The organism is Staphylococcus haemolyticus (assembly GCF_006094395.1).
Classification (GTDB): Bacteria; Bacillota; Bacilli; order Staphylococcales; family Staphylococcaceae; genus Staphylococcus; species Staphylococcus haemolyticus.
Genome location: NZ_CP035291.1, coordinates 2,077,111 through 2,100,337 on the forward strand (window position 1 = coordinate 2,077,111; position 23,227 = coordinate 2,100,337).

General features: G+C 32.9%; 20 protein-coding genes and 1 riboswitch. Of the genes, 6 read left to right on the forward strand and 14 right to left on the reverse strand.

The genetic code is table 11. The annotated features are described in order from the left end of the window. Window positions 1-184: 184 nt before the first annotated feature. Together EQ029_RS10030 and EQ029_RS10035 are read left to right on the forward strand one after the other, a co-directional pair. The gene (locus EQ029_RS10030) at window positions 185-1,690 is read left to right on the forward strand and encodes an S-Cys-Gly-3M3SH uptake peptide MFS transporter (RefSeq protein ID WP_011276428.1); all 1,506 of its coding nucleotides are present in this window, start codon (window positions 185-187) and stop codon (window positions 1,688-1,690) included. Window positions 1,691-2,189: 499 nt separating this feature from the next. Beyond that, a complete protein-coding gene (locus EQ029_RS10035; protein WP_037558381.1) occupies window positions 2,190-3,116 on the forward strand; it encodes a diacylglycerol/lipid kinase family protein in 927 nt (308 codons plus the stop codon). A gap of 72 nt (window positions 3,117-3,188) precedes the next feature. Here EQ029_RS10035 and EQ029_RS10040 read toward each other — a convergent pair whose 3' ends face one another. From EQ029_RS10040 to EQ029_RS10070, 7 genes are all read right to left on the reverse strand, one after another. Next, on the reverse strand, window positions 3,189-3,722 hold the full coding sequence (locus EQ029_RS10040; RefSeq protein WP_011276430.1) for a 5' nucleotidase, NT5C type: 534 nt from the start codon (window positions 3,720-3,722) through the stop codon (window positions 3,189-3,191). Window positions 3,723-3,896: 174 nt separating this feature from the next. Continuing rightward, window positions 3,897-4,952 carry a histidinol-phosphate transaminase gene (gene hisC / locus EQ029_RS10045; RefSeq protein ID WP_053031085.1) on the reverse strand — a complete coding sequence of 352 codons (1,056 nt, stop codon included), beginning with the start codon at window positions 4,950-4,952 and terminating at the stop codon, window positions 3,897-3,899. A 107-nt stretch (window positions 4,953-5,059) separates the two neighbouring features. Further along, window positions 5,060-6,574 (reverse strand): peptide MFS transporter, encoded by a 1,515-nt coding sequence (locus EQ029_RS10050; RefSeq protein ID WP_037558380.1) that lies wholly within the window; start codon window positions 6,572-6,574, stop codon window positions 5,060-5,062. A gap of 170 nt (window positions 6,575-6,744) precedes the next feature. After that, on the reverse strand, window positions 6,745-8,259 hold the full coding sequence (locus EQ029_RS10055; RefSeq protein WP_011276433.1) for an ABC transporter permease/substrate-binding protein: 1,515 nt from the start codon (window positions 8,257-8,259) through the stop codon (window positions 6,745-6,747). After that, window positions 8,256-9,224 carry an ABC transporter ATP-binding protein gene (locus EQ029_RS10060; protein WP_011276434.1) on the reverse strand — a complete coding sequence of 323 codons (969 nt, stop codon included), beginning with the start codon at window positions 9,222-9,224 and terminating at the stop codon, window positions 8,256-8,258. The genes EQ029_RS10055 and EQ029_RS10060 overlap by 4 nt, the downstream gene beginning before the upstream one ends. 184 nt (window positions 9,225-9,408) lie before the next feature. Further along, window positions 9,409-11,187, reverse strand: a complete 1,779-nt coding sequence (gene recQ / locus EQ029_RS10065; protein ID WP_011276435.1) for a DNA helicase RecQ — start codon at window positions 11,185-11,187, stop codon at window positions 9,409-9,411. 14 nt (window positions 11,188-11,201) lie between these two features. Continuing rightward, entirely contained in the window at window positions 11,202-13,082 is a 1,881-nt protein-coding gene (locus EQ029_RS10070) for an ABC-F family ATP-binding cassette domain-containing protein (protein WP_033079622.1), read from the reverse strand. Window positions 13,083-13,201: 119 nt separating this feature from the next. Here EQ029_RS10070 and EQ029_RS10075 point away from each other — a divergent pair, with 119 nt between their 5' ends. Then, the gene (locus EQ029_RS10075; protein WP_011276437.1) at window positions 13,202-14,020 is read left to right on the forward strand and encodes a ZIP family metal transporter; all 819 of its coding nucleotides are present in this window, start codon (window positions 13,202-13,204) and stop codon (window positions 14,018-14,020) included. 147 nt (window positions 14,021-14,167) lie between these two features. On the opposite strand, the gene ltaS is transcribed toward EQ029_RS10075, so the two are convergent. From ltaS to EQ029_RS10110, 7 genes are all read right to left on the reverse strand, one after another. Next, complete coding sequence (ltaS, locus tag EQ029_RS10080) at window positions 14,168-16,105, reverse strand: polyglycerol-phosphate lipoteichoic acid synthase LtaS (protein WP_011276440.1); 1,938 nt, start codon at window positions 16,103-16,105, stop codon at window positions 14,168-14,170. A 537-nt stretch (window positions 16,106-16,642) separates the two neighbouring features. Further along, window positions 16,643-17,647, reverse strand: coding sequence for a 5-oxoprolinase subunit C family protein (locus EQ029_RS10085; protein ID WP_011276441.1), 1,005 nt, complete (start codon window positions 17,645-17,647; stop codon window positions 16,643-16,645). Further along, window positions 17,635-18,351 (reverse strand): 5-oxoprolinase subunit B family protein, encoded by a 717-nt coding sequence (locus tag EQ029_RS10090; RefSeq protein ID WP_011276442.1) that lies wholly within the window; start codon window positions 18,349-18,351, stop codon window positions 17,635-17,637. Before EQ029_RS10090 ends, EQ029_RS10085 begins: the two co-directional genes overlap by 13 nt. Before the next feature lie 24 nt (window positions 18,352-18,375). Next, window positions 18,376-18,582: a hypothetical protein gene (locus EQ029_RS10095; protein WP_011276443.1), complete on the reverse strand. Its 207-nt coding sequence runs from the start codon at window positions 18,580-18,582 to the stop codon at window positions 18,376-18,378. Between the two features lie 57 nt (window positions 18,583-18,639). Beyond that, a complete protein-coding gene (locus EQ029_RS10100; protein ID WP_057504668.1) occupies window positions 18,640-19,248 on the reverse strand; it encodes an aminotransferase class IV in 609 nt (202 codons plus the stop codon). Beyond that, window positions 19,249-20,394 (reverse strand): chorismate-binding protein, encoded by a 1,146-nt coding sequence (locus tag EQ029_RS10105; protein ID WP_016930964.1) that lies wholly within the window; start codon window positions 20,392-20,394, stop codon window positions 19,249-19,251. Next, on the reverse strand, window positions 20,378-20,971 hold the full coding sequence (locus EQ029_RS10110; protein WP_011276446.1) for an anthranilate synthase component II: 594 nt from the start codon (window positions 20,969-20,971) through the stop codon (window positions 20,378-20,380). Before EQ029_RS10110 ends, EQ029_RS10105 begins: the two co-directional genes overlap by 17 nt. Before the next feature lie 154 nt (window positions 20,972-21,125). Then, a riboswitch (PreQ1 riboswitch) is annotated at window positions 21,126-21,172 on the forward strand. A 161-nt stretch (window positions 21,173-21,333) separates the two neighbouring features. On the opposite strand from EQ029_RS10110, the gene queC reads away from it, so the two are divergent. Genes queC through queE form a run of 3 tightly spaced genes read left to right on the forward strand, consistent with a single transcriptional unit; the run spans window position 21,334 to window position 23,142 of the window. Next, window positions 21,334-22,005, forward strand: a complete 672-nt coding sequence (gene queC, locus EQ029_RS10115) for a 7-cyano-7-deazaguanine synthase QueC (protein WP_011276447.1) — start codon at window positions 21,334-21,336, stop codon at window positions 22,003-22,005. A gap of 1 nt (window position 22,006) precedes the next feature. Continuing rightward, on the forward strand, window positions 22,007-22,426 hold the full coding sequence (gene queD, locus EQ029_RS10120) for a 6-carboxytetrahydropterin synthase QueD (protein WP_011276448.1): 420 nt from the start codon (window positions 22,007-22,009) through the stop codon (window positions 22,424-22,426). Continuing rightward, complete coding sequence (queE, locus tag EQ029_RS10125) at window positions 22,426-23,142, forward strand: 7-carboxy-7-deazaguanine synthase QueE (RefSeq protein ID WP_011276449.1); 717 nt, start codon at window positions 22,426-22,428, stop codon at window positions 23,140-23,142. The genes queD and queE overlap by 1 nt, the downstream gene beginning before the upstream one ends. The last annotated feature ends 85 nt before the right edge of the window (window positions 23,143-23,227 follow it).

Below are 23,227 nucleotides of genomic sequence, written 5' to 3' on the forward strand. Positions count from 1 at the left end.
CATTTAAAATTCCAAAAGAGTAAGATGATCTAAATAAAGCAACTTATTCTCATTCAATTTTAAATCATCAACTCATTGACTGAAATTTCTAAAAATTTCTATTTTTAAGAAATTAATCAATTTTACTTATCATATTTATGATTTTAAATTTCAGTCTTTAAAGAAAGAAAGGATTGGGATACATATGGCAACAAACAATTCCCATGAACAAGCTGTTCAAACAATACCTCAGCGAGGGTTCTTCGGACACCCTAGTGGTTTAGGAGTACTATTCTTTGTAGAATTTTGGGAAAGATTTAGCTATTACGGCATGCGTGCCATGCTTATTTTCTACATGTATGATCAAATTAAAAATGGTGGTTTAGGAATTGATCAAACGACTGCAATGTCTATCATGTCAGTTTATGGCGCATTAATTTACATGTCTTCAATTCCTGGTGCATGGGTCGCAGATAGACTATTCGGTACTAGAGGGGCAACCTTGATTGGTGCAGTACTCATTATCATCGGACATGTTTGTCTAAGTTTACCATTCGCAATGTTCGGTTTATTCGCATCAATGTTCTTTATTATCATAGGTTCAGGCTTAATGAAACCAAATATTTCAAACATCGTTGGACGATTATATCCTGAGAATGATACTCGTATGGATGCCGGTTTCGTTATATTCTATATGTCAGTTAACCTAGGTGCGCTTATCTCACCTATCATTCTGCAACATTTCCTAGACGTGAAAAACTATCACGGTGGTTTCTTAATTGCAGCGATTGGTATGGCATTAGGTTTAGTATGGTATATGATTTTCAATAAAAAGAATTTAGGTTCTGTTGGTATGAATCCAACCAACCCACTATCTTCTGAAGAAAAGAAAAAATATGGATTAATCGTAGGTATCATTGTAGCAGTCATTGCGATTGTACTATTAGTTACATATTTCACAAACACTTTATCATTCAATCTTATTAGTAATACGGTTCTAGTACTTGGTATAGCTTTACCAATCATTTACTTCACTACTATGATTCGCAGTAAAGATGTTACAGATGTAGAACGTTCTCGTGTTAAAGCATTCATTCCTTTATTTATTTTAGGAATGTTATTCTGGGCAATACAAGAACAAGGATCAAACGTATTAAACATTTATGGTTTAGAACGTTCTGATATGAAAATGAATTTATTCGGTTGGACAACAGATTTCGGTGAAGCATGGTTCCAATCAATTAACCCATTATTTATTCTTTTATTCGCACCAATCGTATCTGCGATTTGGTTGAAAATGGGTAAAAAACAACCAAGCCTTCCAGTAAAATTTGGATTAGGTACGCTATTAGCTGGTGCTTCATACATTTTAATGGGACTTATCGGTATGAGTTATGGTGATACGCACTTCTCAGTAAACTGGGTTATCCTATCATACGTTGTATGTGTGGTTGGTGAATTATGTTTATCACCTACTGGTAACAGTGCGGCTGTTAAATTAGCCCCTAAAGCATTTAATGCTCAAATGATGAGTGTTTGGTTATTAACAAACGCATCTGCACAAGCACTTAATGGTACATTAGTTAAATTAATCAATCCTTTAGGGCAAACGAATTATTTCATCTTCTTAGGAAGCGTTGCTATTGTAATTACAGTAATCATCTTAGCTTTCACTCCTAAAATTTCAAAAGCAATGAAAGGTATTCATTAATCACCTTTGTATTGTTAAAAGATGACATTTAAACAAGATAATAAGTTATCATAAGCCCCTTCATAGTATTTTATAAGCTATGAAGGGTTTTTTTATAATTCTTATCTTTATTGAGACATTGACAAGAGCCTGAGCCTGGGACATAATTCAATGTCTCAGGCTACAAATATATATTGGCAGTAGTTGACTGAATTAAAAATGCACTTGTAACTAGCTTTTTTTAATTCTAGTCAACCTTGCCGGGGCGATGGGACCCTAGCAAAGAGAAGTTCACAAAGAAATTCTACAAGCTAAGCAAGCTGGGGATACAACGAAATAAATTTTGAGAAAATATTATTTCTGCCTCGCTCCCTCTATCTTGTATTTTCTTTGTATATCAACTAAAAAAATGTAATGATAAATACTTAAGCACTTGTTTTACTCAAATTATAATTAAGCAAATAACATTTCGGGTAAATAAATGTTAAATCAGAGTAAATAAATGAAAGTAGGCATACGTATGGGTCAAAAATTTAATCATGGTGTTCTTTTTTACCATGAACATAGTGGTCTCAAAGATATATATGAAGGTTTAGGAGAAGTAACTAAATCACTTACTACTATGTGCAAACACCTATCAATTCAACTAAGTGAAAATGAAGGCGACATTATTAAGTATTCTGAAAGAATTAAAAATCAAGAATATAGTAGTGATGTTGATATCGTTTTTATTCTAGGTGGCGATGGTACAGTTAATGAATTAGTTAATGGTGTTTTGGCAAATGACCTAAATGTACCTATTGGAATTATTCCTGGAGGTACATTTAATGATTTCACTAAAACATTAAACTTGAACCCTAACTTTAGTAAAGCTAGTGAACAACTTAAAACGTCTCACTTGGAATCATATGATGTTATGAAAGTGAATGGCACTTATGTGCTTAACTTTGTGGGATTAGGACTTATAGTTCAAAACGCGGAAAACGTGCAAGAAGGTCGTAAAGATATCTTCGGTAAATTAAGCTATGTTGGTTCAACTGTTAAAACATTAATGAATCCAGAAGATTTTGATTATACATTAACTGTAGATGATAAAGAACTTAATGGTAATACCTCTATGCTAGTCGTTGCTAACGGTCCTAATATCGGTGGCAGTAGAATACCACTTATGGATTTATCACCTCAAGATGGTAATTTGAATAGTTTTATTTTTGATAAACAAAGTTTTACTATTCTCAATGATGTGTTCAAAAAACGCGATAGTATGGATTGGAATGAAATTACAAACGGAATTGATCACATAGCCGGTAAACATATTACATTATCGACGGATCCAGTTATGAAAGTAGATATTGACGGTGAAATTAGTCTTGAAACGCCAATTACAATTGAAGTTCTACCAAAAGCACTTCAGATTCTAACTTTTCCAGAGAATGCTGAACAATAAGAATTTATTATACTAATATAAAAGCGATTAAGGTTAATGATAGGGTTATCATACCTTAATCGCTTATTTTAATTACTCTCCTAGAAAGAATGCTTCTACATCTTTCCAACCGTTAACACGTTTAAAACGTTCTTCACTTACATTGTGAGACGCAGTAAAAATGATTGGTTCACCTTCAAATATTTGTAATTGACGAGGATTATCATCTATTAAGTAATCTGTTTTCACTACATTTTTACGACCACAGAAGACAAATTGCTGTGGATCTAAAAATGGAAAGAATTCAAGTAACCACTCATATTTATCATGAAATGAAGTAGGAACATCCATAGCTGCAGTAGCAATGTAAACATCATATTGCTCAGTCAATTTCTTAACGACTTCTTGTGCATGAGGCATAACAGTTAAATTTCTAAAGAAGCCTGGCGCTCTTAAAATATCACGAACTAAACCATCATGCTCTGGTATTACATTTTTAAGCTTTTGTCCATTTAAAGACTCAACTGTAATTCCTAATTCCGTTTTTACGTTAACCGCTTCAATAATTGCACCTAACGTGTCTGCTAATACTTCATCCATATCTATTGCTATAGATTTTCTAGACATACTATCTCTCCCTTAATCATCACCTATATACTTTTAAAGTATAGCAAAAATTTAAAAGGGAGTGCTACAAGACATTTAGAATCTATTATAGCACCCCTTGCATAATCAACTTATGATGTACTTCTAAAACTCAACTAATCATTGTAAGTTAAAGAGCTTACGTATTAGACCAACTTAATAATCAAAATGTTTTAATACTTCAATCATTCTGTCATTTTGTTCTGGGAATCCGATTGTAATACGAACGCCAGTTGGAAACGGACGTGTGATACAACCCACTTTTAGTAACGCTTCATATAATTCTTGTGCTTTTTCAGTTACAACAAATACAAAGTTCGTCTGACTAGGTAAAAAATGTTTACTTTGTGGTATCTCAAAAAATTTTTCACGTTCTTTAGCATTTTTAGCTGTTACATCTTTCAAATACGCTTGATCTTCTAATGCTGCAATCGCTGCGTATTCTGAAATACGAGTGACATTGAATGGTGGTCGAATGATATTCCACTTTTCAATAGCTTCATTTGTAGCTACAACATACCCTACTCGCAAACCAGCTAATCCATATGCTTTAGAGAATGTTCTCAATAAGAATGCATTATCGAATCGTTCTTGCAATTTCAATGTATCTGGATAATCTTCTGCTGTCACAAATTCAAAGTAAGCTTCATCGATCAATACAGGTACATGACTAGGTACGCGTTCTAAAAAGCTTTCTAATTCATCGTGATTGAAATAGGTTCCAGTTGGATTATTCGGATTACATAGCCACACTAAAGCAGTCTCTTCATCGACCTCTTTAATAATATTCTCTAAATCAAACCCACCATTTAGTAGTGGTACTTGAACAACTTCAGCAGATTCTACAATAGCATTATGATAATATTGTCCAAATGTACCTTCACTTGTGACAATTTTATCTCCTGGCGTTAACACTGCTCTTGAAATCATCAAAATAACTTCGTCTAACCCCGCACCAAATAGAATTCGAGAAGGATCCACGTTCAAATGTTCACTAATTGCCTTACGTAATGAAGGTGAGCCCGTCTCAGGATAATAAAATAACTCATCCAAATGTGCTTGAACTGCTTGCTTTGCTTTTGGAGAAGGACCATATAAATTTTCATTTGAAGCAAGTTTATATAATTCGCCTTCTATACCGTGCTTTTCTTTAAGTGCTTGTGGTGATAATCCTGGTTGATACGCTGCTAATTGATTTAATTGTTGTTTCATTGCCAACCACTCCTTTTCAAAAAATTAAAAATGTTTATTCAATTATAAACCTGTTCCCCTAACATTGTTAAATTACAAGTCATTGACTAGTAAAAATTTATATTAACTTAATGTACACCATTCATCGCTTTCTTAACCATTGGAGAAATAGCTACTAAGATAACACCAATAAGCAGTGTAAACAATCCTGAGTATAAGAAGAACTCTTTCTCACTAATAATCTTAAATAATACAACGATTTGGCTATTGAGGCTTTGTGCAGTGGCGTTACTGAGCATCCACAATGCCATCATTTGTGCAGAGAACTTTGCAGGTGCTAATTTAGATGTTACAGATAACCCTACAGGTGAGATACACAATTCACCTAATGTAATTAAGAAGAAACTTAACACTAACCATATAGGGTGAATCAAATGCGCATCACTATTCAAAGGTATAATCATGACTAGATATGATAAACCTGCAAAGATGGCACCTAATGCAAATTTATATACTGTACTTGGATTATGTCTGCCTAATTTAGTCCATAAACTAGCAAAGACAGGTGCTAACATAATAATAAATACTGGATTGACAGACTGGAACCAAGCTGCTGGTATGTGGAAATCTAACGCACCATTAGTCAATTTAGCTAAGCTAAGTTCTGTCTTCTGGTCGGCAAAGTTAGCCAAAACGGTCGAACCTTGTTCTTGAATCATCCAAAATGCAACAGACGTAATAAACAACGGTATGTAACTATAAATTCTAGAACGCTCTTCTTTGTGTGTCTTATTACTTGATAACATATAAACAAAAATACAAATTGGTAACACGATACCTACAATCGTTACAATGACACTAAAACTAGATAAACTCAATTTTCCAATAAATTGCAAGATAAGTAGGATAATTGCGAAAATTACTACGACAATGCCGGTAATAATTGATAATCTTTTGATTTCTTCTTTTCTAAGTGGGTTAGGAACGCTTAAACCAGCCAATCCTAGATTCTTTTTATTTGTAATAAAATAAGTGACTAATCCGATGAACATCCCTATTGCTGCTACCGCAAAACCAAAGTGGAACCCTAATCTTGTTTGTAAGTAACCTGTTGCAAATGGTGATAGAAAACTACCTAAATTGATACCCATATAGAAAATAGTAAAAGCAGCATCTAAACGTCTATCATTGTGGTCATATAATTCACCAACTGTAGTTGAAATATTAGGTTTCAATAAACCTGTACCAATAATAAGTAGTAATAATGCTATCATAACCACTGTTAAACTACCTGGTATCGTTAACATGATGTGACCAAACATAATTAATATGCCGCCATAAAATAATGCATGTCTTGTACCAATGATTCTGTCTGCTATCCAACCCCCGATGGTACCAGACATATAGATGAGTGCGCCATATAATGATACGATTTGTAATGCTGTTCCCTGTGGCAAGCCGAAGCCACCTTTACTAACTGAATAGTACAGATAATAAGCTAGAATCGCTTTCATACCATAGTAACTGAATCGCTCCCAAAATTCAGTAAAGAATAGCGTACTTAACCCTTTGGGATGTCCAAAGAATCCTTTTTGAGGTACACTCTCAACAATCTCTCGTCTCGAATAATTTCTAGTATTCATTTTTCTCCCCCCTAAAAACCATACACGCTTTTTGTGTATTTATAGAATAGTGTAATTAAAATTAATTCAGATTACAATTGTATTTACTAATTTTGCGCTTTAAAAAAAGGAACAAGACAACGAATTCATGATTAATTCGTTGTCTTGTTCCAACATTTTCGCGTGACTATTTATTTTACTAAACCTTCTTTTTCAAGATAATGTTTCGCAACATTATACGGATCTTCATTTTTCACGGTAACTTTGTAATTCATTTCTTGCATCTCTTCATCTGAAATTTTACCCTCTAATTTGTTGAGCGGTTTTTTAATTTCTGGATGTTGCTTTAAGAATTTTTCTTTAAACATTGGTGCACCTTGATATGGTGGGAATACGTGTTTATCATCTTTTAAGACTACCATATTATATTGTTTTAATTCTGCATCTGTTGAATATGCGTCAATTAAATTAATGTCACCTTTTTCTACTGCAGTATAGCGTAATTTAGGCTCCATTTTTTTAACATTAGATAAGTTGAGACCATAAGCTTTCGCCACAGCTTTATAACCATCAGATCGATCATTAAATTCCATAGTGAACCCTGGTTTAATTTTATCTTCAACCTTTTGTAAATCACCAATTGTTTTAATATTATTTTCTTTAGCAAAGTCTCTCTTCACCGCTAAAGCATACGTATTATTATATTTCATAGGTTTTAACATCGTCATGTCATATTTCTTCTCTAGACTTTGTTTAGCTTGTTGATATACTGCATCTTCTTTTTTAGATTTTAAATCTTCTTTAGTTAATTCACCTAATACTGTCCCTGTAAATTCTAAATATCCGTCGATGTCGTCAGATTTTAATGCATTAAACAGGAATGATGTTTTACCCATACCATCTTTAACATCAACTGTATCATCCGTTTCATCCTCAATTAAAATTTTGTACATATTCGTAATAATTGAAGGTTCTGAACCTAATTTACCTGCAAGCGTAATTGTGTCACCTTTTTTACCGAAAAGTGGTACAACAATGACTAATAGTATAATAAGAATCATTGCACCTACAGTGATTAGTAGCTTTTTATAAGATAATTTCTCCATATAACGTAGTATTAAATCAAACATAATTGCGAGTAGTGCAGCAGGAATCGCTCCGATAAGGATTAAAGACGTGTTGTTACGGTCAATACCTAGTAAAATTAAATCTCCTAGTCCACCGGCACCAATTAATGCGGCTAAAGTTGCTGTACCGATAATTAGAACCATAGCAGTACGAATACCGGCCATCATCACTGGCATCGCTATTGGCAATTCTACTTTAGTCAAACGACGCATCGGCTTCATGCCAATACCTTTTGCAGCTTCAATAAGAGACGGATCAACTTCTTTAATGCCCGTATATGTATTTCTCAAAATTGGCAACAATGCATACACAACTAATGCAATAATTGCTGGCACGCGACCAATACCAAATATTGGAATCATTAACCCTAATAATGCCAATGATGGAATGGTTTGTAATATAGCAGCTATATTCATAACGACCTCAGATAACCGCTTCGTCTTTGTTAAAGCAATCCCTAATGGCACAGCGATTAAAATTGCGATTAGTAGTGCAATAAATGAAATTTGGATATGTTCTAAGATGGTCGTAAGTACTTCGCCTTTACGATCATTGAGTGTGCTAAATAATTCGCTCATGCTTTAACCTCCTTGTCATGGTCTATCTCAGATAAATACTTAAAGATATCTTCACGTTTTAAGAGTGATTGCGTGGAGGTTGATACATCATTAACAATAACCGCTTCATGTTGGGCTAATGTAGAATAAACTGAACGTAATTGCGCATCACTATTGATTTCAGGATAATCATGGTGTGTTTCTTTTTCTGTGAGTGGCGAAGTAATATTAAGATCTTTCAACTGTAAGCTTTCTTTATCTTGTTCTAAATGGCTACCCATAAACTCTTCTACAAATTTATTTTTAGGTTGATTACGGAATGCTTGTGGTGTATCTATTTGTTCAACATGCCCATTATTAAGTAAACAAATTCGATCACCTAGCTTCATTGCTTCTTGAATATCATGCGTTACAAATACAATTGTCTTTTTGATTTTAGTTTGTAGTTCTATTAAATCATCTTGTAGTTTCTCGCGACTGATTGGATCCAGTGCACTAAAAGGTTCATCCATCAATATAACTGGTGGATCTACAGCTAATGCTCTTACTACACCAACTCTCTGTCGTTGGCCACCTGATAATTCATCTGGTTTACGATCTCGATATTTTTCAGGTTCTAAACCAACCATTTCAAGTAATTCGTCAACACGTTGATCTATATCTTTATCTTTCCATTTTTTCATCTGTGGAACCTGTGCAATATTCTCTTTAATGGTCATATGAGGGAAAAGTGCGATTTGTTGCAACACATATCCAATATCCCATCTCATTTCATAAACAGGATAATCACTTATAGGTTTATCTTTAAAATAAATATAACCTTCACTTAACGGAATAAGCCTATTAATCATCTTCAAAGTAGTTGTTTTACCACACCCTGATGGACCTATAATTACAAAAAACTCACCCTCATTTATTTTGAAACTTACATCATCAACTGCCACATTATCCCCATAACGTTTTGTTACGTTTTTAAATTCAATCATTTAGTCACCTTCATTTGCTTTACTTATTCAAATAGTTTGCATTCTTATTCCCTATTTAAACATGTTTAATGATGAATTCATATTAAATTAATCGAAATATAGAAATTACATTTAAAATTAATAATGTGGCAATAAAATAAAGGTAAGGTTCGCTACAGAAATAGTAACAACCTTACCTTTTACTTTATATACTCGCTTTATATGAATGTATAATCTCTAAGAATTTCGGACAATAATGTTTTAATTTATAGCTACCAACACCATCTATAGATATCATTTCTTGTTTGGATTCTGGTTTGCGTTTAGCAAACTCTTCTAACGTGTAATCCGAAAAAATACTAACCGGTGCAATATTCAATTTCTCACTTAACTTACGTCGAACTTCAACTAATTCACTGTATAATGCTCGATCTACACCTTCAACTGTATTGATATAGACTTTTTCTTTGGATTTTTGTTTAAATGGTGTCGTAAATACTTTCTCTTTATTGTTAAGTAACTTTTTAACACTTTCATCACATATTAAGATTTCATCATTTTCATTTAAAAACCCTTTGAAACGCAATTCATCAATTAAATGATTTAATTCTGAAGTGGTATAATCTTTCATCAAACCATGTGTCGTCAACTTATCATAATCATTATATTTAATATAATCACTTGTTTCTCCACGCAAGACTTGAATGATTACGCTATAGCTTTCTTTTTGACGCATGCGTGCGATACAACTAATAATCATTTTAGCTTCTTGCGTCATATCATATGTTTTATTTTGTTGAATACAGCTACTACATTGTCCGCACTCTTCTAATTTTTCGTTAGGTTCAAAATAATGTACTACAGTCGCTTCAAGGCATTTTTTTGTTTTCGTGTATTGAATCATTTTAGTGAGTTTCTCACCCATTTTATCTTTATAATCTTCATCAGCCTGTGAAACTGTAATAAAATATTCATGCAATCCTTTATCACGTTCACTAAATAAAAGAATGCATTCACTTTCTAATCCATCACGACCTGCACGACCTGCCTCTTGATAATATGATTCTAAATCACCTGGCATATTATAGTGTATAACGTATCTAACATTTGATTTATCTATCCCCATACCAAAGGCGTTTGTCGCAATAACAACCTTCACTTTATCATATACAAATTCATTTTGAGCGGCCTCGCGTTCTTTGTTTGTTAAACCAGCATGATAAATTGCCGAAGAAACATTGATAACATCTAATGCTTCTTGTAACTCCTCAACTTGCTTACGTGTAGAGCAATAGATAATTCCTGCTTGTTCTTTATGTTTCTGCACATAATCTACAACAAATTTCTGACGTTGATAGGTAGGATTCACTTTAAAAATAAGATTCCGACGTTTCGTACTTGTTTTTACTTCATCTCGTCTATCTATGTTTAACTTTTCCATAATATCTTGCTGTACTTCTGCAGTAGCTGTTGCCGTTAATGCAACGATTGTAAAGTTTTGAGGTAATGTGAATACTTTTTTAATGACACTTTGATAGCTAGGTCTAAAGTCATGCCCCCACTTAGATATACAATGTGCCTCATCAAATGCGATAAGATGAATATCAATTCGACTTAATAAACTTAAAAAATATTGATTATCGAAACGTTCTGGTGCAACATATAAAAACTGAATATGACCTTTCCTTAAATCATCTTCGATTTCTTTTTGTTGCTTCTTAGTTAAACTACTATTTAAGAATGCTGCTTTAATCCCCATTGCTTTAAGTTGATCAACTTGGTCTTTCATTAAAGATATTAGTGGACTTATTACAATTGTCGTTCCACCTAACATTAATCCAGGCACTTGGTAGCAAATTGATTTACCACCACCTGTAGGTAATACACCTAAAACATTATGATGATCCATTATTTTAGTTATGATTTCTTTTTGACCAGGTCTGAACTTGTCATACCCAAAATAATGCGATAATGTTGCTTCCATACTTTACATTCCCCTTATTGCTCTTTTAGTTCTTCTAATTCACTCCATCTCGTGATGTCTGTTTCATATGTTAGCTCTAAATGTTCTTTCTCTTCATTTAATTCTTTGATTTTGCCATAATCAGCACTGGCCTCAATCATCTCTTCATCTATTTCTTCTAAGCGTGTTTCAGTTTGTTCAATACGTTCCATCAAAGTTTCATATTCTCGTTTTTCCTTATAAGACAACCCTGATTTTTTTCGCGCCGTTGTTTTTTGCTTTGGTTGTTGTGCTTGTTTCTCTAGTGCAGCTAATTTATCCTGCTCTTTCTTATAAGTCTCATAATCTTCAAAGGTCCCTACAATACGTTCCATCTTTCCGTCATGAATATACCAGTACTCTTGAGCGACTTTATTTAAAAAATAGCGATCGTGACTAACAGTTATAACTGAACCACCAAAACTACTAATATAGTCCTCTAAAATAGTTAATGTTTCTGTATCTAAGTCATTTGTCGGTTCATCTAGCAACAGTACATTAGGTTGATGCACGAGTAATCTTAATAAATATAAGCGTTTTTGCTCTCCGCCTGATAATTTGTATATCTTCTTACCATGTGTTGAGCTTGGGAACAAGAAACGTTCTAGTAATTGAGTTACAGAAATTGAAGTCCCATCCTTCTCTTTAGCCACTTCACTCTCTTCTCGTAGGTAATCAATCATACGTATATCTCTATCTAACGTTTCTTCTGTTTGTTTAAAGTATGCTACTTTTACAGTTTGGCCAATTTTAAGTGTGCCTGTATAATCGTTGTCTTCTCCGCTTAAAATATTTAATAATGTTGTCTTTCCAGCTCCATTTGGCCCAACAATACCAATAAGTTGCCCACTTTGAATAATTTCAGTAATATCTTCAAATAATGTTCTGCCGTTAATTTGTTTTGAAAGTTTTTCTAACTCATACACTTGTTTGCCTAATCTTGAATACGCTAGATTCAATTGCCCTTTATCTTGAACGTGTTGATCTTGCACTTCTGATTCTAAATCATTAAAACGGTTGATACGTGCTTGTTGCTTTGTCGTTCTTGCCTTAGCGCCAGCTCTCATCCAAGCTAATTCTTGTTTATATAAAGCCTTTTGCTTTTCTTGTTGTTTTTGTTCAATAATTTCATTTTCTGCTCGCATTGCTATGTAATCTTCATAATTACCTGGATAAGATTTTAATTTACCTCTATCTAATTCAATGATTCTACTCGCAATTTCATTTAAAAAGTAACGATCATGAGTTACGAACAATACGGTATGAGGATACTGCTTTACATAATTGATTAGCCATGTTATAGATTCAAAGTCTAGGTGGTTTGTAGGTTCGTCTAATAATAATAGATCAGGTTGTTCAATAAGCGTTTTAGCAAGCACTACGCGTTTTTGCTGACCACCTGACAGTTCGTTCACCTTTTTGGTCGTGTCATTAATACCTAGTTTAGATAATATGGTTTTAATTTCTGCATTATAATCCCATGCACTATTTTGGTCCATAGCCTCTTGTGCTTTCATCATCTTTTGAAAATGCGCGTCATCTTGTTGTTGTGAATAAGCATTAACTGCTTCTTCGTAAGCTTTTATAATTTGAAGAGTCGATGTGTCTGAACTAAGTACAGCTTGAAAAACAGTCATATCTCCATCTAAATCCTGCTTTTGAGAAGAATACCGTATACGATATTGATTAGGATGCGTAATATCAGCTGTATAATCATCATCTATATTCCCGATAACTTTAAGTAGAGTACTTTTACCAGTACCATTTATTCCAACCAATCCTATTCTTTCATGTTCAGAAATAGATAGGTTTAAATCATCGAAAATGATTTTATCCGCATATGATTTATTTAAGTGCTCTATTTTATACGCTTCCATGCATCTACTTCCTTTTCCAAATCGAAATATCGAATTTTTTAAATATTTTTGATAAGCTTAAATCAGTTCTATATATTATACACCTTTTTAGGCTTAAATGATACAAGGAGACAAGAGTTATGATTGACTTTTTCGAAAATTTACCGCCTTATTTACAGGCGCTTGTAGCAGGTATTATTACTTGGCTACTCACAGCATTAGGTGCTGCTTCTGTATTTATATTTAAATCCGTAAATAAACGAATACTAACATCTATGCAAGGATTTGCTGCGGGCATTATGATAGCTGCCAGCTTTTGGTCTTTATTACAACCCTCTATTGAATATGGTAAAGATGGTAGTTTGCCTGCTTGGTTACCTGCTGCAATTGGCTTTTTGTTTGGTGGTATCTTCATACGTGTCCTCGATTCAGTTATTCCTCATTTACATCAAAGAATTGGCGATAAGAGTCAGTACCGCGAGGGTGTTAAGACTTCTTTAAGTAAGAATACGCTATTAGTACTAGCTATTACATTACATAATATTCCAGAAGGTCTATCGATTGGTGTTGCTTTTGGTGGAATTGCAACTGGTAATAGTCAAGCTACATTTTTAGGTGCTTTAGGCTTAGCGATTGGTATAGGAATACAAAACATTCCAGAAGGTGCAGCATTATCAATGCCTATTAGAGCTGCAGGCGCATCTCGTTGGAAAGCTTTCAATTACGGTCAAGCTTCAGCAATTGTAGAACCTATCTTTGCTACTATCGGAGCTGCATTGATTTTAGTTATTACACCTATTTTACCTTATGCGTTAGCTTTTGCAGCTGGCGCTATGATATTCGTTGTAGTTGAAGAACTTATACCTGACTCACAATCTGGTAACAATACTGATTTAGCAACACTAAGTCTAATGATTGGCTTTACAATTATGATGATTTTAGATGTAGCACTTGGATAATACTTGCTATTATCATAGATATTTAAATTAATAATGAATTCGATATTATTTTATTAAAACTCTTATTTAAAATACTTGTCTATGACATTAACTAAATTGAAATACAAACAAAAAACGAGTTGAACGTTTGTTCAACTCGTTTTGTTATTATTTTTGGTTACCTTTTGGCCCAGTTTTATATTCATATTTAGATGGGTCAATTTTTTTGAAATCAGGGTTTTTATAGAATCTGAACAAGTCACCATTTAAGACATTGTCACTCATTTCTAAATCTTTCTCAACCTGTTTCTTATTCTTATCTAAATCTTTTGGTTGCGTCTCTAATAATTCGTTAGTTTTATTAGAATATGCTTTACCGTTTACATATTTGTAATCTTTCGTGATGAAATCACCATTACGGAATGGAATTACATCATTATGATCTTTAGATAACATGTCAGTACCAAACATTAAGAAGTTTTTAGAGTCAATTCCTACTAAATGTAATATAGTAGGCATAACATCCATTTGACCAGCATATGTCTTATCTACTGTACCTTCTTTACCAGGAATTTTTAGCCAGAAACCTGTACGATTTAAGTCCATAAATTTCGCTGGCGTAATCTTTTCACCTAATAATTTTTCCATCGCATTATTATGGTTCTCTGAAATACCATAATGGTCACCATAAATCATAATAACTGAATCGTCGTATAAACCTTTCTTCTTAAGATCAGTTACGTACTCTTCAAGTGCTTGGTCTAAATAATGCGCTGTTTGAATGTAACCATCAACAGTTGAATCACCTGTATTAGGTTTATCAATATCTGCATCTTCCTCACTCAATGTGAATGGATAGTGGTTTGTTAATGTAATTAAGTGTGAATAGAATGGTCCTTTCATTTTAGATTGATATTCTGCTGACTCTTTAAAGAACGGTTTATCTTTTAAACCTAAGTTAACAATATTATCGTCAGACATATCATAATATGTTGCATCGTAGAATTTATCAATACCAAAATGTTTATAAACTTGGTCACGGTTCCAGAATGTTTTATAGTCACCGTGCATAACATCAGAAGTATAACCTTGCTTTTGATCTAAAATAGCAGGTAATGATTGGTAAGTATTATCACCTTTCAATGAATATGCAGAACCTTGTGGTAAACCATAAAGGCTGTTATCCATTGTGAACTCAGCGTCTGATGTTTTACCTTGACCAGTTTGATGGAAGAAGTTTGGATAGTATCTAAAATCTTCGTTACCTGTAGATAATTTATTTAAGAACGGTGTTACTTCTTTACCATTAACCTTTTTATTGATTAAAAATGTTTGGAAACTTTCTAGATGTATTTTAATAATATTTTTCTTCTTAGCAGCACCAAAATACTCTGAATTTGGTGTTGTATTTTTTTGTTTCGTGTAATTCAATACTTTAGTTAGGTCATCTTCAGAAGCCAATGCTTTTTGTTGGTTATTCTGGATTGTTTTAACGCCATCATAAACTGTAAAGTTATATGGACCTAAATACTTCACTAAATATTTATGGTCAAACGTACGTGTTAATAACTCAGGACGATCTGTTTCAGCAAAAGCTAAGTTCAAGAAGAATAATGCTACTGAAGCAGCCATTACAACCGGTACAAACTTTTTACTGAAGACCCGCTTATCTAACCAACTTCCTTTGAAAATAAGGATGAATAGATAAACAATAGTATCTATAAAGTAAACAAAGTCATACCATTTAAATGATGCCCCAACAGCACCACCCATAGACTCAACATTCCCCGCTTGGTTAAGTGTACTAAATGTTAAAAAGTCCGAGAAGAATCTAAAATAAACTACATTTGCATATAGCAAGAATGATAGTAAAAATCCTCCAATAAAGATGAACCAATATGCTTTTTTTCCTTTAAAGAATAAGAACACACTTAAAATAAGCGCGATTAAACTATATGGATTCATCAATAGTATTAAGTTTTGAACTAGTCCTTTAACACCCAAAGAAAAATCAACATAATATGAAAAATACGTCTTCAATGTCACTGTAAAAACAGTCAGTAAGAAAAACGCAAAAAGACTTATTTTCTTTTTGTGTAAACTCATGTATGTTTCCTCCGTTTATAGTTATTCAACTTTGAAGAAATGTTAAAGACTTAACCGAAGACTTAAACACTCACTCAAATATGACCGTTATGCAATTACTTACTAGTTTTTAAATTTCGCTATTTTAATTTATTAAGAATATGTCATACACATACATTAAATACAAACGATAATTCACTCTTACATATTTATCCCAATGACGAACTATACGTTAGTAATGCCTTATGTATACAATGTTGGATGCTATTCTATTTAATTATTAATAAAATATTAACAAATTATGAACTTTGTAATATTATTGTAATATTGCCCGTAGTTCAATATATAAATATATAGTATTTTTACTCATTTATCAAGAAAAAACATCTTTATATATCGACATCTCAATAGTTTGTCACAAATATATACAAGTATAATGATGACGCACTGATTTATTTATTATAGCTTTTTATATGATATTTTTAATCAGACTATAGACCTACTCAATCTATTAAAAATCCGTATAAATAAATCGTACATTCAATTAATTATTAACAGTTATTTCATCATTTCTAATTGCATTCTGAATTCAATACCGTGAAACAGTTGATTCATCCAATTGCTAAATTTCACAACATTTTTTTCAGCGGTTTCAATATCAATAAATTGGAATTTCAAACGTGAACCTTGTGGTTTCTGTGCAAGTTTAGTCAAATGATAACTCGCAATCGTTCCAATTTGAGGGTAACTTCCTATTGTATAATGATCGTTTAATAAGATAATCGGTGTACCATCTCGTTTAACTTGAATTGTTCCTCTTTTAACAGATTGATGTGCAGGCATATCATCGTAATATGCTTTTATCTTCTCACCATCTAATAACATACCAACACGATTTGATTTATTAGTTACTTTATATTCGCCTTTAATAAAATGGGATTGCGTTTCCTTATCAAAGTCTTCAGTACCTTTATTTGCGATAACATGAAACACGTCAGAGATATAGTTGAACGACAATGCATAACCATCAATCCCCCAATCAGTAGTACGCTTTTCTTTTAGATTCTCAAATAACTTATGATGACGTTCAGTATATTCTCTTTTCATTTCAACTTCATCGCCATTTTCAAGTTTACGCCCGTGATAGCCACCAATGTGAACATTTAAATCCGTAGAATTCGAACCCAGCCAATTGTCTAATTTAAATCCTCCACCTATAGCAAGATATACACGTGACGTTTTATTTGTTTCTTTAAAAGATAACACATCATCTTTACCTAAAAGGTATAGTTTATAAGGTTTTACTCGCATGTTTTGTGTATAAGCTTCAAAATTTTGACCTGTTAATGCAATCAAAGTAGGTTCAGTGAATCGAATTTTAGCCATTATATGTGTCATTTCAAGTGTTGCTTCATTCTTGTCATTAGCGACAAGACGATTTGCTATTTCATGACCTAGCGTGTCTAAAGCTCCACACGGAATAACACCTGCATATTCATATCCATGACGCCCGAAATCTTGAAAGCTACTAAACAATCCGGCTTTTTCTATTATGATTGACATGGTTTAAATTCTCCTAATTCAATATCTTTGCGTTTTTCTGGTTTGAATGTGACATTATCTCCTAATTTTAGCAGTGTAAAATCTTCTTTTTCAGGAGTAAACAACGTCATAGGCGTGTACCCTATCACTAACCAATCATTATATGTATCAGTTGTAACAATCCCGCATTTTTTTCCTTCAATAATAACTGAACCTGCAGTAACAAGTTTCTTCTTATTACTTGTATGATTAACATACAATGCCTCATTCATTCCAGTTAAATATGGAAAGCCAGGAGCATAGCCCATCATAGAGACAAAGTAAGCATTATCAGAATGTAATTGAATAAATTCATCTTTTGTTAATTTGTAATACTCTAGCAAGTCCTGTAAATCGGGACCAAATTCATCACCATAAATAATAGGAATTTCATAGGTCGTGCTCTCATCTTTGTTCATTTCTAATTGTTTTATTTCTTCTTGAATAGATGTTACTAGTGCCTTCATATATTGAAAAGGTGAAGTAATATTATGATGTTTAATCATATCTCGAGCATCATAGCAAATCATCATATCTGATTCAGTAGGCACAATTTCAGTTATAAATGGCAAATCTTTCTCTAATAAATGATTACGCACTGCGATTAACTCAGTTGTTACATTTTTAGATACATCTTTTTCAACCGCAATTACAATTGCTTGATCTCCCTGACTATAAATTTTCATAACTCCACCTCAAAATAATTATGTTTAATGATGATAAAATATATTTAGAAAATCAACCACATAAGGAATGATTGATTTAATTAAAAAATAAATGAATACACATTGAATTAAAACGGTAACGGTTGCCACAATTCGTGCCTTAATGAGTGCATTATTATTTAAATATCGATCTGCTAAATATTTACTTATCACATTTAAAATCACAATAATTACAACCCATAATATTGCCATATTTCACTCCGTTAGTTCGTTTTTATCAATAAATACGCATATACTTCCAATATTATTTTATAGATAAATAGACACATCGGCAACCTCTCGTAAACTATTTAGTAAATAGATACGTACCTGCTGATTAGTTAATTTCTCGCTGAGTTCTGTTTTAGTATAATTTTTGATTGAAAGTTTTCCTTCATCTATAAGAGATTGACGCATGCATCCCAATAAAAAGTCGTTGTCATAACTCGGCGTATTGTATGTACCTTCTTCCTCTATCATGATATTACCAATATCAAATTCCAGAATCTTACCTTTTTCATCATATAATAATATTAAATCTGTTTCATGATTGTGTGCTAAATGCCGGCGTTCTGTGGTTTTGTTAATGATATATCGTTCGTTATAATGCGTTTGAACTTGCTGAAATTTAGCCGTAAACAGCGACTTTTGAGATAAAGGTTTAATTACATAATTCATATCGCCAGTTTTATCTATTTCTATTTTAAGTCGGAACGTGCCCTGTTGATGATTTTTTATAATCTCCTTTACAAGATGTAACCAGTTCTCCTTTGAAAAGGCATAACCTAAACGTCCACATGATTGTTGTATTCGATTAATATGATATTGAAGTCTTGGAATTTCACCATTTTCTAAACGCATCGTTTCAAACAAGTTCATTTATAACATCTCCAATATCTTTGTTTTATCTCGAAACTCTTGTACTTCTTTTTCAGGTATAGAATCAATCGTAATCCCTGCACCCACACCGTAATGAACTTTCTCATTTCGATACTCAAGCGTTCGAATTGGAATATTAAATATCATTTTATCATCCGGGCATAATAATCCAATTGTGCCACAATAAATATATCTAGGATTAGCCTCAAGCGCTTTAATGTATGACATCGTATTAAGTTTCGGTGCGCCCGTAATAGAACCACATGGAAACAGCGCTTTTAGAATATCAGTCAAACTCGTTTCGGCTTCTAATCGACCCGAGACCATACTCGTCATTTGATAAACAGTCTTATAACTTTCTATAAAGAATGGCTTATTAACGTGTATAGTTCCTGGCTTAGAAATTCTAGAAATATCATTACGCAATAAATCAACAATCATTACATTTTCAGCACGATCTTTAAGAGAGTTCTTCAATATTTCATAATTCATCAAATCTTCATCTTTATTAATACTACGTGGCATTGTCCCTTTCATCGGTTTACTTACGACTACATTTTCTTGGTTATTAAATGCTCCTTTTTGAAAGAATAATTCAGGAGAAATTGAGGCAACTTTAATCTCTTCTACATCTAATAATGCAGTATAACCACCATTATTTGTCTGAGTTAAATAATAATATAAATCAGAGATTGGGTAATGGATATCACTAACTAAACGTGTTGTATAGTTCACTTGATACGTTTCTCCATCAGTGATTGCGTCTTGAACTTGTTTAATCTTATCTTGCATTTCTGCATCACTTTCCAAAAAGCGAAACTGATGTTTAGGAATGTAGCTTTGTGAAAGATTGTTAGACGGATGTTTAGCCATATTAGGATTGAAACTATATGCAAGAGCTATGACTTGATTATTATCCAATTCGTGCGTAGCCATTTCTTGATTAAAAAATTTTGCCGCTTCATATGTAAGATAAAGTGCTACGTATCGTCCGTTTGATTGTTCATCTTGAGCAAAGCGAACTACTGCACCGATGTCATTCAAAGTGTAAGCCACCTTTTTAGAGACATACGTGTCAAAATTCAATGCTATTGTTTCAAAATGATCAGGTGTCGTATAGTATCGATAATTAAATGCGATGTTCATAGTCTATCCTCACTTTTTCTAAAAATAGTCGAATCTGTTCATGCCCATATTCACTTAAAATAGATTCAGGATGATACTGAACGCCATAAATAGGATATTGATTATGTTCAAAAGCCATTATAATCCCCTCTTCGTTATAAGCTGTCATATTTAAAACGGTAGGGATATGATTTTTATCAGCAATCAGTGAATGATATCTCATTACTTCAAACGATTTAGGTAGTCCTTTAAATAGTCCAGTTCCTCTATGAGTTAACGTCGTGGTATGACCGTGAACCGGCTTTAATCCATGAATAATCGTACCTCCATAATATTCATAAATAAATTGGAAACCTAAACAGACACCTAATATAGGAATTTCACCCTCAAATTGATTCATAATTTCAGTTAAAATTGGATAGTCACTAGGTTTACCTGGACCTGGCGAGATGACAATTGCCTCTACGTTAGATGACCTTAATAGATCAACGGAAACGTCATCTACCTCGTATACAACTATCTCTTTATCAGTTTCTGTCTTAAAATAATCTATTAAATTATATGTAAATGAATCTTTATTATCTATAACTATAATCATTTATGTCGCTCCAACTCTATGTTAAATAAATTCATCTATAACCTTATTATAATTAATAATTTTTTGAAAATGTAAGGGTTTACTATTTATATTGCTTTAAAATATAGCTTGATTTTAAGAAGTGAATATATTACGCTAACTAGCGTACTAAAACTCAAAAGAGGTTCCTAGCTGAAACCCTCTATAAAAAACTAGACAATAATCGAAATATTTAGTTTGAAAGTAACATTACTTTTATATAACTAGTTGAAATGTTTCTAAGTCTATCTTTTTTATAGAGATAGACTTTTTTTATGTTCTCATGGCTAGGTTAGAGACGGCATAAAGTATCATTCTAATCTTTTCAAAAAAGGAGAATATTCATGACAAATCAAAATTTAAACAAGGACAAAGCCATTGTAGTATTTAGCGGGGGGCAAGATAGCACAACGTGTTTATTTTACGCTAAAAAACATTTTAAAGATGTTGAATTGGTAACATTTAATTACGGTCAACGACATGATGCAGAAATTGAAGTTGCTACACGCATCGCAAAAGAGCAAAATTTAAAACATCATATTTTAGATATGTCACTATTATCACAATTAACTCCAAACGCCTTAACACAACATGATATGGACATTGAAACTGGTGAAGACGGTATTCCAAACACGTTTGTACCAGCACGTAATTTATTATTCTTATCATTTGCTGGTGCATTAGCTTATCAACGCAATGCTAAACATATTATTACCGGGGTTTGTGAAACGGACTTTTCAGGTTATCCAGACTGTCGTGATAGCTTTATTAAATCAATGAATGTAACGCTTAGTTTATCTATGGATAAAGACTTTGTTATTCATACCCCTTTAATGTGGTTAGACAAAGCACAGACATGGGAACTTAGTGACGAATTAGGTGTTCTAGATTATATTCGACACAATACACTTACATGCTATAACGGTGTGATTGGTGATGGTTGTGGTGAATGTCCAGCGTGTCAATTAAGACAACGTGGTCTACAACATTATTTAGAAGCAAAAGGAGCGAATTAAAATGATTCAACAACTCTATCCGTCAGTTGCCCACCCCTATAGTTTTGAACTTAATAAAGATTTTAATTTTTCAGCCGCGCATTACATTCCAAGTGAAGATGCCGGTAAATGTATGAGAACACACGGGCATACTTACTTTGTTAATTTAACAATTGCAGGCGATAAACTCGATCATAATGGTTTCTTAATCAATTTTAGTGATTTGAAAAAACTAATCCACGACCAATTCGATCACTACTTATTAAATGATTTACCTCAATTTAAAGATAAGAGTCCCTCAACTGAAGTTGTAGCTCAAACAATATATAAAATGGTCCAAACTCATCTACAAAACTGTGATAATCAACCTGAATGTGTCCAAGTTTATCTACGTGAAACGCCGACTAGTTATGTGGTATATCGCCCAAAGGAGTATAAATAATGGCTGCTAAAATTCCAGTACTCGAAATTTTTGGACCTACGATTCAAGGTGAAGGACGTGTTATAGGTCGCAAAACGATGTTTGTTAGAACTGCAGGTTGTGATTATCGTTGTAGTTGGTGTGACTCTGCTTTCACTTGGGATGGAAGTGCTAAAGAAGACATTAAGTTAATGACAGCTGAAGAAATATATAATCAACTGAAAAAAATCGGCGGTGACCGTTTTGATCACGTTACGATATCTGGAGGTAACCCAGCACTAATTAAAGGTATACAAGATTTAGTGGATTTATTTGAAGAAAAACAGATATACACTGCTTTAGAGACTCAAGGAAGTAAATTCCAACCATGGATGAGACAAATTAACGATTTAACTATAAGTCCTAAACCACCAAGCTCTAACATGAAACCTAACATTGACATATTAGATAGTGTAATCGAACAATGCATTGAATCAACACTTAATTTAAAGGTTGTTATTTTTGATGATGATGATTACGAATTCGCTAAAATGATACATCATCGCTACCCAAACATTCCTTTTTACTTACAAGTCGGTAATCCCTACCTAGATGATGATGTTGACAACCATACAGAGAAACTTTTAAGTCGATATGAAGCATTAGTTGATAGAGTAATGGCTAGTAATGATATGAACCAAGTTTATGTTTTACCACAGTTGCATACGTTACTGTGGAGTAACAAAAAAGGTGTTTAATAATTACTTTATAAATGAAAAATATTTTTTAAGTGTTTTGAAATGATTAAGTTTGTTTTAATTGGTATAATGTTCTAATGAACTA

What these genes read in the sequence shown, in the direction of transcription:
- EQ029_RS10030 (WP_011276428.1), top strand. Translation starts at nt 185, where the DNA reads ATGGCAACAAACAATTCCCATGAACAAGCTGTTCAAACAATACCTCAG.
- EQ029_RS10035 (WP_037558381.1), top strand. Translation starts at nt 2,190, where the DNA reads ATGGGTCAAAAATTTAATCATGGTGTTCTTTTTTACCATGAACATAGT.
- EQ029_RS10040 (WP_011276430.1), bottom strand. Translation starts at nt 3,722, where the DNA reads ATGTCTAGAAAATCTATAGCAATAGATATGGATGAAGTATTAGCAGAC.
- hisC (WP_053031085.1), bottom strand. Translation starts at nt 4,952, where the DNA reads ATGAAACAACAATTAAATCAATTAGCAGCGTATCAACCAGGATTATCA.
- EQ029_RS10050 (WP_037558380.1), bottom strand. Translation starts at nt 6,574, where the DNA reads ATGAATACTAGAAATTATTCGAGACGAGAGATTGTTGAGAGTGTACCT.
- EQ029_RS10055 (WP_011276433.1), bottom strand. Translation starts at nt 8,259, where the DNA reads ATGAGCGAATTATTTAGCACACTCAATGATCGTAAAGGCGAAGTACTT.
- EQ029_RS10060 (WP_011276434.1), bottom strand. Translation starts at nt 9,224, where the DNA reads ATGATTGAATTTAAAAACGTAACAAAACGTTATGGGGATAATGTGGCA.
- recQ (WP_011276435.1), bottom strand. Translation starts at nt 11,187, where the DNA reads ATGGAAGCAACATTATCGCATTATTTTGGGTATGACAAGTTCAGACCT.
- EQ029_RS10070 (WP_033079622.1), bottom strand. Translation starts at nt 13,082, where the DNA reads ATGGAAGCGTATAAAATAGAGCACTTAAATAAATCATATGCGGATAAA.
- EQ029_RS10075 (WP_011276437.1), top strand. Translation starts at nt 13,202, where the DNA reads ATGATTGACTTTTTCGAAAATTTACCGCCTTATTTACAGGCGCTTGTA.
- ltaS (WP_011276440.1), bottom strand. Translation starts at nt 16,105, where the DNA reads ATGAGTTTACACAAAAAGAAAATAAGTCTTTTTGCGTTTTTCTTACTG.
- EQ029_RS10085 (WP_011276441.1), bottom strand. Translation starts at nt 17,647, where the DNA reads ATGTCAATCATAATAGAAAAAGCCGGATTGTTTAGTAGCTTTCAAGAT.
- EQ029_RS10090 (WP_011276442.1), bottom strand. Translation starts at nt 18,351, where the DNA reads ATGAAAATTTATAGTCAGGGAGATCAAGCAATTGTAATTGCGGTTGAA.
- EQ029_RS10095 (WP_011276443.1), bottom strand. Translation starts at nt 18,582, where the DNA reads ATGGCAATATTATGGGTTGTAATTATTGTGATTTTAAATGTGATAAGT.
- EQ029_RS10100 (WP_057504668.1), bottom strand. Translation starts at nt 19,248, where the DNA reads ATGAACTTGTTTGAAACGATGCGTTTAGAAAATGGTGAAATTCCAAGA.
- EQ029_RS10105 (WP_016930964.1), bottom strand. Translation starts at nt 20,394, where the DNA reads ATGAACATCGCATTTAATTATCGATACTATACGACACCTGATCATTTT.
- EQ029_RS10110 (WP_011276446.1), bottom strand. Translation starts at nt 20,971, where the DNA reads ATGATTATAGTTATAGATAATAAAGATTCATTTACATATAATTTAATA.
- queC (WP_011276447.1), top strand. Translation starts at nt 21,334, where the DNA reads ATGACAAATCAAAATTTAAACAAGGACAAAGCCATTGTAGTATTTAGC.
- queD (WP_011276448.1), top strand. Translation starts at nt 22,007, where the DNA reads ATGATTCAACAACTCTATCCGTCAGTTGCCCACCCCTATAGTTTTGAA.
- queE (WP_011276449.1), top strand. Translation starts at nt 22,426, where the DNA reads ATGGCTGCTAAAATTCCAGTACTCGAAATTTTTGGACCTACGATTCAA.